The sequence below is a fragment of the Aeromonas veronii bv. veronii genome, assembly GCF_000820225.1.
Taxonomy (GTDB): Bacteria; Pseudomonadota; Gammaproteobacteria; order Enterobacterales; family Aeromonadaceae; genus Aeromonas; species Aeromonas veronii.
Genome location: NZ_CDDK01000020.1, coordinates 63,951 through 79,099, shown reverse-complemented (window position 1 = coordinate 79,099; position 15,149 = coordinate 63,951). Strand labels below are relative to the sequence as shown.

At 62.1% G+C, this 15,149-nt stretch carries 9 protein-coding genes; 4 read left to right on the top strand and 5 right to left on the bottom strand.

Annotated features, from left to right (window positions below; all coding sequences use genetic code 11):
• Window positions 1-85: 85 nt before the first annotated feature.
• On the bottom strand, window positions 86-3,415 hold the full coding sequence (gene mscK / locus BN1139_RS09410) for a mechanosensitive channel MscK (protein WP_005350073.1): 3,330 nt from the start codon (window positions 3,413-3,415) through the stop codon (window positions 86-88).
• Between the two features lie 150 nt (window positions 3,416-3,565).
• Window positions 3,566-4,978, bottom strand: a complete 1,413-nt coding sequence (gene pykF, locus BN1139_RS09405; protein WP_041202669.1) for a pyruvate kinase PykF — start codon at window positions 4,976-4,978, stop codon at window positions 3,566-3,568.
• A gap of 308 nt (window positions 4,979-5,286) precedes the next feature.
• On the opposite strand from pykF, the gene BN1139_RS09400 reads away from it, so the two are divergent.
• Both BN1139_RS09400 and BN1139_RS09395 read left to right on the top strand, forming a co-directional pair.
• A complete protein-coding gene (locus tag BN1139_RS09400; protein WP_005350089.1) occupies window positions 5,287-5,529 on the top strand; it encodes a hypothetical protein in 243 nt (80 codons plus the stop codon).
• 167 nt (window positions 5,530-5,696) lie between these two features.
• Entirely contained in the window at window positions 5,697-6,461 is a 765-nt protein-coding gene (locus BN1139_RS09395; RefSeq protein ID WP_005350094.1) for a DODA-type extradiol aromatic ring-opening family dioxygenase, read from the top strand.
• A gap of 93 nt (window positions 6,462-6,554) precedes the next feature.
• Here BN1139_RS09395 and BN1139_RS09390 read toward each other — a convergent pair whose 3' ends face one another.
• From BN1139_RS09390 to BN1139_RS09380, 3 genes are all read right to left on the bottom strand, one after another.
• Window positions 6,555-10,307 carry an AAA family ATPase gene (locus BN1139_RS09390; protein WP_005350095.1) on the bottom strand — a complete coding sequence of 1,251 codons (3,753 nt, stop codon included), beginning with the start codon at window positions 10,305-10,307 and terminating at the stop codon, window positions 6,555-6,557.
• Complete coding sequence (locus tag BN1139_RS09385; RefSeq protein ID WP_005350096.1) at window positions 10,304-11,530, bottom strand: exonuclease SbcCD subunit D C-terminal domain-containing protein; 1,227 nt, start codon at window positions 11,528-11,530, stop codon at window positions 10,304-10,306. Before BN1139_RS09385 ends, BN1139_RS09390 begins: the two co-directional genes overlap by 4 nt.
• Window positions 11,531-11,633: 103 nt before the next feature.
• A complete protein-coding gene (locus tag BN1139_RS09380; RefSeq protein WP_005338252.1) occupies window positions 11,634-12,062 on the bottom strand; it encodes a GNAT family N-acetyltransferase in 429 nt (142 codons plus the stop codon).
• A 177-nt stretch (window positions 12,063-12,239) separates the two neighbouring features.
• Here BN1139_RS09380 and rdgC point away from each other — a divergent pair, with 177 nt between their 5' ends.
• Window positions 12,240-13,151, top strand: a complete 912-nt coding sequence (gene rdgC, locus BN1139_RS09375) for a recombination-associated protein RdgC (RefSeq protein WP_005350107.1) — start codon at window positions 12,240-12,242, stop codon at window positions 13,149-13,151.
• 191 nt (window positions 13,152-13,342) lie between these two features.
• Window positions 13,343-15,124 (top strand): gamma-glutamyltransferase, encoded by a 1,782-nt coding sequence (gene ggt / locus BN1139_RS09370; protein ID WP_005350108.1) that lies wholly within the window; start codon window positions 13,343-13,345, stop codon window positions 15,122-15,124.
• Window positions 15,125-15,149 lie beyond the last annotated feature (25 nt).

Sequence of the window (15,149 nt, the reverse complement as noted above, 5' to 3'; positions counted from 1 at the left end):
ACCATATTCAGGACGGGACACTGGGCATAAAAAAGCCGCTCACCTGGGTGAGCGGCTGTTGTCATCAGATCAATGCAGTTCGCTATCAGGCTGGCTGCTTGCCATCTTCTGCGGGCGGCGGCAGGGCGGCGGAGTTGGACTCCACCTTCTGCTCTTCGCCCTGCATGTTCTTGATGTAGACATCCATCTGGTTGAAGGCGATCTCGATGCCGTTCTCGCGGAACAGCTGGTCGATCTTGCGGTTCAACTCGTCCACCGCCGGGTTGCGATCCCCCAGTTCGCTCACGAAGAAGCGCAGCTCGTGATCCAGGGTGCTGGCGCCAAAGGTGAGGAAGTAGACGATGGGGGCCGGATCTTTCAGTACCCGACTGTTTTCGTCGGCCGCCTGCTTGAGCAGGGTGCGGGTCAGCTCGAGATCCGAGCCATACGCCACGCCCACCCGCACGATCACCCGGGTGACGGTGTCACTCAGCGACCAGTTGATGAGCCGTTCTGTCATCAGTTGCTGGTTGGGGATGATCACCTCTTTGCGGTCGAAGTCGGTCAGGGTGGTGGCGCGAATGCGGATCCGCGAGACGGTACCGGAGAAGGAGCCGATGGTGACGGTGTCACCGATCCGCACCGGACGCTCGAACAGGATGATGATGCCGGAGACGAAGTTGGAGAGGATCTCCTTCATGCCGAAACCGATACCGACGGACAGACCACCCGCTACCCACTGCAGCTTGTCCCACTGCACGCCCATCATGGAGAGAGCGGTGAGGGAGCCAAAGCCGATCAGCACGTAGTTGAGCATGGTAGTGATGGCGTAGGCGGTCCCCTGAGCCAGGTTGAGCTTGGAGAGCACCAGCACCTCCAGCAAGCCCGGCAGGTTGCGCGCCAGTGACCAGGCACCGCCGAGCAGCAGGAAGCCGATCAGCACATCACTCAGGCTGATGGGGAAGAGCACGGCGTTGGCGCCGGTGCCTTCACTGCGGTGCCACAGCACCATGCTGTCGAGGTAGGAGAAGACCGCGACCAGATCGGACCAGAGCCAGTAGAAGGCGACGCCGAAGATCAGCATCAGCACGGTACGGGTCAGACGCAGGGACTGCTGGCTGACATCCTCCAGGTCCATGGGCTGCTCTTCGATGGACTCGCCACCTTCCGCATCTTCCGAAGATTTGTGCTCACGCTTGGCCACCGCACGGCGGTAGGCCAGACGACGGGCCGCCAGCTCCAGACCACGCAGGGCGGTGCGGTAGACCAGGCTCCAGATGATGATGAGGTAGAAGGATTCGATCAGGCGACCGGTCAGCTTCAGCGCGGTGTAGTAGTAACCGAGCACGGCCAGCACGATCAGCGCCACCGGTGCCAGCGCCAGGGCGATGGCGATCAGCGACTTCTGCATGCTCGCCTCGCCCTTGATGCGGGCGCGGGAGATGGGGAACACCAGATAGGCGGCCAGCCCCAGCAGGGTCAGGGTCATGGCCTGGCCGATCACGTCGTTGCCCAGGGTGGAGGGTTCAACCACCGCCTTGGTTGCGAGCATGATGAGCGGCAGCAGTGGCAACCAGATGTAGCGCATGCTGTTGCGCTTGGCCTGCAGCTCCGCTTTCGGGATCCGGAAGTGGGTTTCGGCGATGCCGCCCGGGCGCATCACCGCCAGATAGACGCTGAACACCAGATAACCGAGGGCGAGGTTCAGGGTGATCTGGAACATCAGCTTGGGACTGAGCAGACCGCAGTAGGTCAGCAGCAGACCGCCAGCCAGAATGAACATGCTGCCCGGCAGGCGTTGCAGCACGGTATAGAGCAGGGCGCGCGGGGTGTGCCACTGGCTGTCCTGACGGAAACGGCCAAGGTCCTTGGTGATCTTCTTCTCGCGCTCAACCAGCGCCGGACGTTTCCAGACCAGCAGGCCGCCGATCAGCAGCAGCGGGAAGGCGAGCAGGGAGATCCCCAAGAGCTCTTCGCGCCAGCGTTTCCAGTCCGGTTTCAATACCCAGTCGGAGGCCTGTTTGTAGGCCTGGGCGGGCCAGCTGATAAACCACTTGCTGTCGATGGGCTTGTTGCTGCTTACCCAGAAGATGTGTTGCTGCAGGGTAAATTCGATAGAGGCATAGACCCGTGCCAGCTGCTGCTGGGTCAGCTGCAGGCTGATGGCGTTGGTGAGCTGGCTGTCGAGTTGGCGGTTGAGCTGATCGAGCAGATTGATGCGGGTATCGAGCAGCTTGGCAAGGTTCTCCTTGTCCTCCTCGCTGACCGGTTCCTTGCTGCCGGCGATCAGATTGTCCAGATATAGGTTCTTCTGGAACAGCTGGTCACGCTGCTGGCTCAGTTCAAACTGGGCCAGATGCAGATCGGCGATCTGCTCTTCCAGGTTTTTGACGGCGATGGTGGGGGCAGCCTCCAGCTGCTGATAGAGCTGATAGAGGATGCGTGACAGCAGCAGATTGCCCTTGAGCATCTGCACCTGTTCATTGAGGTTGCGCTCGGTCTGGATGCCGCGCTCCAGCCAGCTCTTGGCTTGCAGGTTTTTCTGTACCAGCGAGTTGAGGCTGGTGGTGGCACCGATCAGCTGCTGGCTGAGCTGGTGGTTGAGCTCCTGCTCTTTTTGCACCAGCGGGCTGTCTTCGGTCGCCACCAGTTCACCGGTCTGCTCGGCGGTTTTTTCGGTGTCGCCGAGGCGCTTGGCGCTGCTCTGATCCTGCAACAGCTGCAGTTTCTGCTCTTCGCTGGCGAGACGGGCACTCTGGTAGTCGCGCTGCTTGATCGCCAGATCCTGCATGCTGGTACGGTTATCCAGCTCCTTTTGCAGGTGGGCCAGTTGCAGGTCGAGCAGGGCCAGCTCGGCACCGAGCTTCATCTTCTCGGCGCTGGAGACGCTTTCACCGGCGTTGAGGCGGGTACGGATCTCCTGACTGCGCTGATAGGCACGGCTCATGCTGGCCTGGGCCCGCTCCGGCAGGGTCTGCAAGCTGGTGAGCTGGCTGCCGATGGCGCCGAGGGCCTCCTGGGCCGCCTGCATGTTGGCCAACACTTCCGGCTGACGACTGTCGAGCTCTGCCAGACTCATGCTGGCGTATTCGCTCTTGATCTGCTCGGCACTCTTGCCCTTGGTCAGGGCATCGAGCTTGGCACTGATCTCTCTGAGTTCGGTGGGCAGGTTGCGGATCCGCTGGGCCTGGGTCTTGGCCTTTGCCTCTTCCTTGTCGATGCTGTCGAGCAGGGCGAGGGTTTCGGTCAGCAACTTCTGATCCGCTTGCTGACTGACGGTCAGGGTCTCTGATTTACCCAGACCATCCAGCGCTCGCTGAACTGCGTTGCGAGAGGGGACATCTTGCGCCATGGCTTGCGGGACGCAGAGGCTGGCGAGGAGACAGAGCAGCGGCAACAGGGTGGCCGAGACTCTTTTAAAACGTATTGAGGGCATATAACTTCCGGGTTATTACGCGATATTCGGGAGATTTCCCGCATAGATTAAATTCGCGTGGATTCTAACACCGGGCTTGTCAGGTAAGCAGGGGGGAGGGACAAAAAAAACGGCGCCCGCAGGCGCCGTTTTCAACTCGTTCAGCTCTGATTAAAGAACGTGAACAGAAGCGGTGTTGGTGGTGCCGCTCGGTACCAGAGCACCGGAGACCATCACAACCACGTCACCTTTCAGACCCATGCCGATTTCCAGCGCGGCTTCTTTACCGATGCGATAGAAATCGTCGGTAGAGGCGATGCTGTCAACCACGTGGGCAACCACACCCTTGGTCAGAACCAGCTGGGCAGCAGTTTTCTTGTTGGTGGTGATAGCCAGGATCCAGGCTTTCGGGAAGTACTTGCGAATGGCCTTGGCAGATTTGCCGCCTTCGGTAGCGACCACGATCAGCGGGGCGTCCAGCTTCTCGGAGGTCTCTACGGCGCCTTTACATACGGCTTCGGTGATGCGCAGCTTGTTGCTGTCGTTGGCAGCAGACAGGTTGGACGGCATCACGGCATCGGTACGCTCGCAGATGGTGGCCATGATGGTCACGGCTTCCAGCGGGTACTTACCCTTGGCGGATTCACCGGACAGCATCACTGCGTCGGTACCGTCCAGGATGGCGTTGGCCACGTCACCAGCTTCGGCGCGGGTCGGACGCGGGTTCTTGATCATGGAGTCCAGCATCTGGGTGGCAGTGATAACCACTTTGCGGGCTTTGTTGCACTTGGCGATGATCATCTTCTGGGCGAAGATAACTTCTTCAACCGGGATCTCTACACCCATGTCGCCACGAGCAACCATGATGCCGTCGGAAACAGCCAGGATCTCGTCGAAGTTGTCCAGACCTTCCTGGTTTTCGATCTTGGAGATGATCTGGATGTTCTCGCCACCGTGGGCTTTCAGGTGCTCACGGATTTCCAGAACGTCTTCTTTCTTACGGATGAAAGAAGCAGCAACGAAATCAACGCCTTGCTCGCAACCGAAGATCAGGTCGCGCTTGTCTTTCTCGGCCAGGGCCGGCAGCTTGATGGAGACGCCCGGCAGGTTAACGCCTTTGTTCTCGCCCAGGTCACCGTTGTTCAGCACTTTACAGATAACTTCGCGCTCGGTGATTTCGATAACGTCCAGACCGATCAGGCCGTCATCAACCAGGATGCGGTTGCCGACGCGCAGATCGTTGGCGAAACCTGCATAGGTCACGGCCACTTTGTCTTTGTTGCCAACCACGGTCTGGTCGGTGGTGAAGGTGAAAGTCTGGCCAGCGACCAGCGCGACGTCGTTGCCGCCTTCCAGCTTCATGGTACGGATTTCCGGACCCTTGGTGTCCAGCAGGATAGCTGCGTGCTTGCCGGTCTCGGCCATCACAGCGCGCAGGTTGCTGATGCGGCTGCCGTGCTCGGTGTAGTCACCGTGGGAGAAGTTCAGGCGCATGACGTTCATGCCGGCGTCCAGCATTTTGGCCAGCATTTCTTTGGATTCGGTCTTCGGACCGATGGTGCAGACAATTTTGGTCTTTTTCATGTCAATCTTCATGGTTAAGGAATTTCCGCCGAGCAATATACACCAGTTTTTGGAATCTTTTTATGATCCAGAAACAACGTTTTGACCAGATAACGTTTTCTTTTCAGGGATAACGTTTTCCTGTGAGTCACATTTTAGAGCATACGGCCACAGGTTCGGGCTGAAGGGATACAAATGTTGCCATCTGTGGTTGTTTGGCCGGGTTGAGGTTCAGATGTTGTAAAATGACCACCCGTCCGCTGTCACTGTCTTGTCACCGGCTTGCGCAAAAATGTTAGTTCATTGGCGCACGAGTGAAGGAGGTCGGGATGAAAAACAGCCATGAAACCGGATGGGCTCTGCTCTTGCTGGGCACAGCCCTGCTGCTGGTTCAGACGCTGCCAGCCCGCTACTGGCCTGATAATGCGCGACTGCTGGCGATCTTCTCCCATCCAGTGAAAGGGGAGGCGGCCGCCGAGGGATTGGCGTGGCGAGAGTGGCAGGATCACAGTGCAGCGACCCGGATGGCGCTTCGTACAGCCCGACCGCAGCCGGATGCGCCGCAGCCTTGATATCTATTGCTGTTTACCGGTCGTGAAGGCGTGAGATTATCAACCATTAGTTGATAGTGCTTATCTATCTTGCTGGATTGTTCACCTTTAATGGTGGGAGGATAATCGATTCCAACAGCGATATCCCCTCCGGTATCGCCCCCTGATACTTTGTTGGAGTCTGCTTTATGTCCCTCGCCCCCGTCTGGTTTATCTCTCACGGCGCACCGGATCTGGTGCTGCGTGAGCAACCCGCCACCCGCTTTCTGCGAACCCTGCGTCTGGGTGAGCTCAAGGGGCTGGTGGTCATCTCCGCCCACTGGTTCAGCCGCGAGCTGCAGATCAACGTCGAGCCCAAACCGGCCTTGATGTACGACTTTTACGGTTTTCCCGAGCCCCTCTACCGGATGCGCTGGCCTGCCAGCAGCCCCGAGTGGCTGCAACAAGGGGTGAGCGACCAGCTGGCACTGGCCGGACTGACCGCCACCCCGGTGCGGCGCGAGCTGGATCACGGGGTCTGGTCGCCGCTCTCCCTGATCGACCCAAACAGCGAGATCCCGCTGGTGCAGATCTCTATTCCCGCGAGCTTCACCCCGACCCAGTTGTGGCAGTTGGGAGAGGTGTTGGGGGCACTGCGTAGTCAGGGGATTGGCATCCTCGCCTCCGGCGCCATCACCCACAACCTGCGGGCGCTGGCACCGGAAGGCTCGCCGGTGCCAGAGTGGGCCAGCCAGTTTGTCGACTGGCTGGAGCAGAAGATGGCCGACGAGGATAGGGGGGCGCTGCTCGACTATCGCCAGCAGGCTCCAGGCGCGGTGGAGTCCCATCCCCACGATGACCACCTGCGCCCGCTCTTTGTGGCGTTGGGGGCGGCCGATGGTGTGGCACCCACCCGGCTGCACGAGAGCTGGGATGGCGGCAGCCTCTATATGGGCGCCTACCGCTTCGGCTGATAGCCTCTCAACAAGACCCCGCCAATTGGCGGGGTCTTGTTATTTACCGCGTCGGGGTTGAGCCGATGGTACTGGTGATTGAGCCGAAGGCTCTCAGGGAACCACTACCCGGCTCTCGCCACCGCCGAGGGCTTCGACCCTGATCTGCACGCCAATCCGCTCCACCAACGTCTGGACGTGGGAGATGACCCCGATCTGGCGACCGGCGGCTTGGAGGGAATCGAGGCTGGCGAGCGCCAGATCCAGACTGTCCGGATCCAGGGTGCCAAACCCCTCGTCGATAAACAGCGACTCGACCTGGGTCTGGCGTGACGAGAGGCTGGAGAGGGCCAGCGCCAGCGCCAGCGACACCAGAAAACTCTCGCCACCGGATAGGGAGTCCACCGAGCGCACCTCGTCCCCCATGTCGAGATCCACCACTTGCAGCGCCAGATCGGTGCTGGGTACTCGCTCCAGCCGGTAGCGCGGCGAGAGCTCGGCGAGCTGGGCGTTGGCCTCCAGCAGCAGACGCTCGAGGGTGAGGCTCTGGGCAAAGGTGCGGAACTTGGCGCCGTTGGCCTGCCCGATCAGATCGCACAGCTGCTGCCAGTGATCGGCCACCGCCTGCTGGGCGGCCAGCTCCTGTTGCAGGCTGCCCGCCTTGAGGGCGGCCGCTTCGGCCTGCGCCAGCGTGCTCTTGCACTCGAACAGTTGCTCGTCGAGCTCGCGGCAGTGGGCTTCCAGCGCCGTGAGCCGCAGTACCAGCTCCTCCTGCGCCAGGGCGGCCAGCTCGGGGTGATGCTCGCGATAGCGATCCCGTTTGCTCTCCTCCAGCGCCAGCGCCCGTTGTCGCTCGGCAAGGCGGGTGCGCGCCTCGCCAAGGGCATCTTCCAACCCTTGCAGGGCAGAGCGGCGAGCCTTGAGCTCATCGGGAGTGATGGCAAGCAGGCTGCGAAGGTCGTACTCGGCAATGCCAAGGGTGCTGGCGTGGGCGGCCCAGCGGCCCAGCACCTCCCGCTTGCGGCGGCTGCTGGTCTGCTTTTCCTGCTCCACATGGGTGAGGCGGGTCTTGAGTTCGGTCTGCCGCTCCCGCAGAGCGCGGGCGCCGCTTTGCATCAGCTCCAGTTCGCTGGCGAGTTGTTGCAGTCGTTGCTGCCAGCGGCTCTCGACCAGCGGGATCTCCTCGCCACCGAGACAGGCGGCACGGCTGGTGAGCAGCCCCTGACGCTGCTGTTCGTGCTCCTTGTAGTCCCGCTCGAGTTTGTGCAGCAGCTCGCGCTGGGTCTGCAGGCGCGCCTCCTGCGCACTCTGGGCGGGGGTGAGGCTGGCGATCTCGCTGGCCAGCCGCTCCCACTCGCTCTGGCCGTGCAGCCAGGCTTCGCAGGCTCGCTGCCACTCGTGCCACTGCTGGCTGCCGAGCCACTGGCGCCAGGGTTGGCCAGCCATCTGCTCATCGAGACGGTTGCCCCCCTGTTCGAGTCGCTGGCGCAGGGTCGCCTCCTGCTCGCCCATCCCCTTCACTTCCCCTTCCAGCGCGATGCGCTGGCGATCGGCCTCCTGCCACTGCTGGTCAAACTGTTGGTGCTGGGCAGCCAGTTGGCTTAGTTGTTGACGCACCCCTTGCAGCTGTTGTTGGCCAAGCTGGGCCTGACGCAGCTGCTGCTGGCTCTGGGCCAACCCCTGCTCCAGCGCCTGGCCACGGCCAAGCAGTGTGCTCATCAGCTCGTTCCACTCAATGGGGCTCTGGCGCAGCGGCAGCGGATGGCCGAGCAGGGTATCGCCCCCCAGCTGTTGCCAGCGCTGGGTCAGCTGCTCGGCGCGGGCTTCCAGCTCCGGCAGATGTTGCTGACGCACCGCCAGCTGGCGGGCCAGCTCCTGACGCTCGCTCTCGCACTGAATGTATTGATGATTGAGCCGATCCCATTCGAGTTCGAGGCTTCTGACCCGCTCCGCCAGCTGAGCCAGGATCCCCGCCACCTGGGGCTGGCTCTGGCTGTAGGGGTGCTCCCCGGAACCGCACAGCGGACAAGGTTCGCCATCGCTCAGGATATGGCGATACTGCTCGAAGCTGGCGATGGCACGGGACTGCTCCAGCGCGTGGCGTGCCTCATCCCGCTGCAGGGCGAGCCGCTCGCGGGCGGGGGCCAGCTCTTCGCCGAGGGTGGCGAGCTTGCCGAGGGCCTGCTCCAACTGGGCAATCTCCTGCTGCAAGCGGTCATGCTGTTCGCCGTGGTTGCGGCCATAGTCGGCCAGCTCCAGCAGCTGGCGCAGCTGACCCAGTTGTTCGGTTTGCTGCTGCCACTGCTCCTGCGCCTTGGCGAGGCGGCTCTCCCACTGCTGCTCCTGCAACTCGTTCTGTTGCTGTTGCAGCCGAGCTTGTTCATGTTGCCAGTAGTCGCGCTCCTGCTGGCCTTGCTCCAGCTGGCGCTGCAACTGTTGCAGGGCGCGCAGCTTGTGATCCCGCAGGGTGAGCAGCTGTTGCAGCTTGTCGGCATCCTCGGCCCAATCCTGCATGGCGGTGAGCAGGGGCTGCCACTGGCGGGCGACCGGTGCCAGCTCCTTGTTCTCTTCGAGCCAGAGCCCCCACTGCTGGTGCTGCTGCTTGAGTAGTTCCACCTGTCGGCTCTGCTCGTGCCAGCCCTGCTCCAGCGTGAGTTGCACTTCTCGCTCCTGTGCCCCCTCCTGCTGGATCTTCTGCAATTGCTGCACTTTTTCCCGGATGCGGGTATCAAGCTCCTGCGCCCGCTTGAGTTCGGGTTGCAGGGCGCCCCATTCCCGTTCGGCGGCGATCTTCTCCGCCAGCAGCTGCTGCTCGGTCAGCGCGCTCTGCTGGGTCTGCTCCTCGAGTTTGGCCAGCTCCGGGCCCAGCTCGACGATCACCTTCTCCTGCTGCTGCACTTCCAGAGTGAGGCGGGCCAGCTCGTCGTGATCGGCGCGGGCCACCTGGGCCTGTTCGGCACGGGCAAACTCCTCGCGCTCGGGGGCCGCGGCGCCGTGGGCCTGCAGGGCGGCATCGAGCGCCGCCTGTCCCTCGGCGCAGCCCTGCAACTGGGCTGCAATGCGGCTGTTGAGGTCGCGCAAGTCCTGCATCAGCTGCTGCTGTTGCTGCTCGTGCTTGAGGGTGGTGGAGAGGCTTATCTGCTGGTTCACCCACTGTTCGCGGGTCGCTTCGTCCATCAGCGCCACGTCGCCGAGGCGCTGGGCGATGGTGGCCAGCTTCTGCTGCTCTTCCCGTGCCCGTTCATAGGTCTGGATGGAGATGGCGGAGTAGAGCTCGGTGCCGGTCATCCGTTCGAGCAGGGCGGAGCGCTCGTTGGCATCCGATTTGAGGAAGGCGGCAAATTCCCCCTGCGGCAGGATCACCGCGCGGCGGAACTGCTCCCAGGAGAGACCCACCAGCTCGTCGATGCGATCCTGCAGCTCCCGCTTGCTGCCGGAGAAAACCTGCCCTGACTCCACATCGGTCAGGGTGCGCTCCTGCGCCTGAAAACGCCCCTCCGAGCGGTTGCGCGCCCGGCGCACCGCCCAGCGGGCCAGCCAAATGCGGCCATCGCAGCCACGAAGCTGCACCTCGGCAAAACCGCTGGCGTGGCCGCGGCTGAGAATGCCACGCACGTCGTTGGCCTTGAGCTTTTCCTCGTCATCCATGCGGCCCACTTCGGCCACGTTCTTGCGATTGGCAATAAAGCGCGGCATCTCGTCGTATAAGGCCAGACAAATGGCGTCGAGCAAGGTGCTCTTGCCGGCGCCGGTATTGCCGGTGATGGCAAACAGGCCCGCGGCGCCGAGCGCTCCCCTGGTAAAGTCGATGGTGAAGGGGCCGGTCAGACTGGCCAGATTCTCACCTGACAGAGACAAGATTTTCATTGGTTTGACTCCTTCACCTGCTCCAGGATCTCTTCAAACGAGGCAACCAGCCCCGCCTCGGGCTCCCCTTCGAACTGGCGCTGATAGCAGAGGCGAAACACCTCGGTGGGGGAGAGCTCATCGAGCCTGCGCCGCTCGCGACCATCGGCCAGCCCTTCCCCCGAGCCCTGATACTGGGTGCTGATGCGGGCCAGACGCACCGGTTTGTCTGCGATGGCGGCCAGAATGCGTTCGCGGATGCGGGCCTCGGGCTTGGGCAGCAGCAGCCGCACTTCGAGGAAGGGCTGTGCCTCTTGTGGACAAGCAGGCAGCTCGAGCGATGTGATGGCGTTCAGCGCGTCGTCGAGGGTGCTCTGGGGCAGGCGGATCATCTCCACCGCGCGGGGAACCGGGATCCGCTCCAATCCGGCCATTTTCCCCTCCGCAAAGGTCACTTCCAGCACCTGATGGTTGTAGTTGGCTTCGGCAAGCGAAAGCGGCAGCGGTGAGCCGCTGTAGTGCACCCCCTCGGCCGGGCTCTGGGCCAGATGGAGGTGACCGAGCGCCGTGTAGTCAGCACCGGCAAAGAGTTCGGCGGGCAGGGCGTGCTGGTTGCCGCCAAGCACCCGCCGCTCTGACAGTTCCGAGAGCTGGCCCGCCGCCAGATAGGCGTGGCCCATGGCAATCAGTGGCAGCGCCTCCCCGCAGCGAGCGCGCCCTTCGGCCAGCACCTCGGCGTAGACCTGTCGAACCCCTTCGATCAGCCTGTCTTGCCCTTCTGCCAACTGCTCCACCCGCAGATCGCTGCTGCGCAGGAACGGCACGGCGGCGCACCAGGCGGCAATGTTACCCTCCTTGTCTTGTAGTGGCACCAGCAGGCGGTCGGTTTCGAGCTTACCCTCACTGTCGCGGCTGATGCTGCCGACCAGATGCAGGTCAAAGGCGCGCAGCAACTCGTGGGGGGCATCGAGCTTGGAGGGGGAGTCGTGGTTGCCGCCGATCAGCACCATATTGAGGTGGGGCATCTCGGCGCGCAGCCGCGCCAGAAAGCGGTAGAGCTGTTGCCAGGCGCTGGCGGGCGGATTGGCAGTATCAAACAGATCGCCCGCCACCAGTAGGGCGTCGATCTCGCGCGCCTTGAGGGTGTCGCTCAGCCAGTCGAGAAAGGCATCGTGTTCAAAACGGCGGTCATGGCCATGAAGTTGATGGCCAAGGTGCCAGTCGGCGGTATGGAGGATTTTCATTGGAAAGCAGCCCGGTTGCAGGGATGGTGCCTGTGGCACCCGATGAGGACAAGATGAGGATGCCCCTTGCTTTTTTCAAGTAAAACAGGGGGCTGGCATCGATTCAGGCCGGTTCGCAGCACATCCGGTATTGGGGGTGGCCGGTGAGGGGATCGGACTCCTCGGCCTCGATGACGAAGCCGTGGCGGCGATAGAAACGCACCGCCTGATCATTCTCGACAAAGACCCGGGCGTGGAGCGACGCCCCCTGACGCTTGGCCTCCTGCAGCAGGGCGTGGCCGACGCCGCGGCCCTGACGGTCGGGGCGTACGAACAGGGCGGCGAGATAGTTGTCCACCAGTGCCATGAAACCGAGCAGATCGCCGCGCTCCTCGAACACCCAGATGGCGGCGCGATCGAGATAGCGGGTACGCAGATCCTCCTGGGCCTGCCACCAGCAGGAGGCATCGACGAAATCGTGGGCCTGCAGGGAGGCCAGCAACCAGATTTCGACGATCTCTTCCATGTCTTCCGGGCGACTGGGCCGCAACATACCTTCATCCTTATTAACAATTTACTTTCGCAGTCTAGGAGAACTTGATGAACAAACAGGTGACATAAATGAGACCCTGTGAGGTCGATCGCCCTTTATTTAGCGAGAATGATTGGCTGATCACAAAGCGCCTCTCTAGTACAATGCCCGCCGGACAATCTAGAGACCGAGGACGCCATGTGGTTTAAAAACCTGCAGATTTATCGCTTTACCCGCCCCTTTGACCTGACCGTTGATCAGCTGGAAACCCAGCTGGAAGCCTGTGCCTTCACCCCTTGCGGCAGTCAGGACATCTCCCGTTTCGGGTGGGTCAAGCCCCTTGGCAAATTCGGCTCAACCCTGACCCACTCTGCCTCCGGCCACATCCTCATCTGCGCCCGCAAAGAGGAGAAGATGCTGCCCGGTACCGTGGTCAAGGAGATGCTGGCCGAGAAGGTAGAGGCGATCGAGTTCGAACAGGGACGCGCCCTCAAGAAGAAAGAGAAGGAGGCGCTGAAAGAGGAGATCCTCCACACCCTGCTGCCCCGTGCCTTCAGTCGTACCAGCCAGACCTTCGCCTGGATCAATCCGGCCGACAATTTGATGGTGGTGGATGCAGGTTCTGCCAAGAAGGCGGATGATCTGCTGGCACTGCTGCGCAAATCCATCGGCTCCCTGCCGGTGGTGCCGGTGGCTCTCAAGAACCCGCCGGAGATCACCATGACCGAGTGGTTGAACGAGGGCAACCTGCCTGCCTCCTTCACTCTGGAAGATGAAGCCGAGCTGCGCAGTGCCATGGAGCACGGCGGCATCATCCGCTGCAAGCAGCAGGATCTGATGACGGATGAAATCAAGAACCATCTGGCAAACGACAAGCTGGTGACCAAGCTGGCCCTCAACTGGGGCGAGACTGTCAGCTTCGTGTTGGGGGATGATCTCTCCATCAAGCGCCTGAAATTCAGCGAAGAGCTGCGCGAGCAGAACGATGACGTCACTAGCGAAGATCCGGCCGCCCGTCTGGATGCAGATTTCGCGCTGGTGACCTCCGAGCTCTCCCAGTTTATCCCGGCGCTGTTTGCCGCCCTGGGTGGCGAAGAGCAGTCCATCTAACCGGACTTGCGCCTGTTTGGCCTCTGCCATCCCATCGTAAAAGCCGCCTTCGGGCGGTTTTTTTATATCTATTGCGGATAGCCATTATTGATAGATGAGTAAGATATTGATCTTGTTCAATAACTTGAGCTGTCAGCGCCAATCGTGACATAGTCCCTCTTCATGGTCATAAAACAGACAAGGAGAGTGTCATGTTGCGCAAACCTCTGGGGCTCGCTATCGCCCTTGCCCTGCTGGCCGGTTGTGCCAGTGACAACGGCTTTCACTATACCCCGCCAGCCCAGACCCTGATCGCTCCCGAAGCCGCCAGTGGCTGGACCGACAAGCAGGGCTGGCAGGGCCATGACTTCATGGTGGCGGCCGCCAACCCGCTGGCGGTGGATGCGGGCTACCAAATCATCAAGGCCGGTGGCAGTGCCGTCGATGCCGCCATTGCGGTACAGCTGGTATTGACGCTGGTGGAGCCGCAATCCTCCGGGATCGGTGGCGGAACGCTGCTGCTGGTGTGGGATGGCCGCAAGGTGAGTGCAGTGGATGGCCGCGAGACGGCGCCGGCTGCCGCCACCGACCAGCTGTTTATGCAAGATGGCAAGCCGCTGGCTTTTTATGACGGGGTGGTCGGGGGCCGCTCGGTCGGCGTTCCCGGTACCCTGCGCGCTCTGGCACTGGCCCATCAGCGTTATGGCAAGCTGCCCTGGGCTGTGCTGTTCCAGCCCGCCATCACGCTGGCAGAACAAGGATTTGTGATAAGTCCACGGCTAGCCACATTGCTGGCCAAGGATCCCTATCTGGCACGGGATCCGCAGGCGCGTGCCTACTTCTATCAGGCGGATGGCAGCCCCAAAACGGCGGGCACCCGGCTGACCAACCCGGCGCTGGCCAAGGTGCTGCGCACTCTGGCCACAGAGGGGGCGGATGCCTTCTATCGGGGGCCGCTGGCGGATGCCATGGTGGCCAAGGTACGCCAGCATCCCACCAATCCCGGAGTACTGGCGGCCACCGACCTGGCCAGCTATCAGGCCAAACTGCGGGATGGCCTCTGCTTTGACTATCGCCAGAGCAAGATCTGCGGCTTTCCCACTCCCTCGTCCGGCACCCTGGCGCTCGGCCAGATCTTCGGCATGCTGGAGAGCCGTGATATGGCGGCCCTCAAGCCGATCACCACGAAGGAGGGGGGACTGGCTGCCTCCAGCGAGGCTATCCACCTCTACAGCGAAGCGGCGCGTCTGGCCTTCGCCGATCGCAACCAGTACGTCGCCGACAGCGATTTTGTCAGCGTGCCGGTGAAGGGGCTGCTGGACAAGGGCTATCTGGCCGATCGCGGCAAGCTTGTCGGTCAGCACTCCATAGGGATTGCCAAGCCCGGTACGCCGCCACTGGCGCTGGCGCGGGGCAAGGATGCGACCCCGGAACTCCCCTCCACCAGCCATGTCTCGATCGTCGACAAGGCAGGGATGGCCATCTCCATGACCAGCTCCATCGAGGATGGTTTCGGATCGCGTCAGATGGTCAACGGCTACCTGCTCAACAACCAGCTCACCGATTTCTCCTTCACCTCGGTGGATGCCGCCGGTCTGCCGGTGGCAAACCGGGTGGAGCCGGGCAAGCGGCCCCGCTCCTCCATGTCACCCCTGCTGGTGTTTGACAAGCCAAGCGGCGAGCTGACCATGACACTGGGCTCGCCGGGGGGCTCCGCCATCATCAACTACGTGGGCAAGACCCTGCTCGGCACCCAGGATTGGGGTCTGAACCTGCAACAGGCCATCAATCTGCCCAACTTTGGCAGCCGCAACGGCCCCACCGAGCTGGAAGTGGGACGCACCCCCATGTCGGTGGTCGAGGGGCTGAAGGCGAGGGGACATGAGGTGGTATTGAACGAGCAGACCTCCGGCCTGCAGGGGGTTGAGCGCAACACTGGCGGCTGGTTTGGCGCAGCGGATCCGCGCCGGGAAGGGATCGCCAAGGGGGAGTGAGGTTCCCATCAGCAACAAGGCCAGC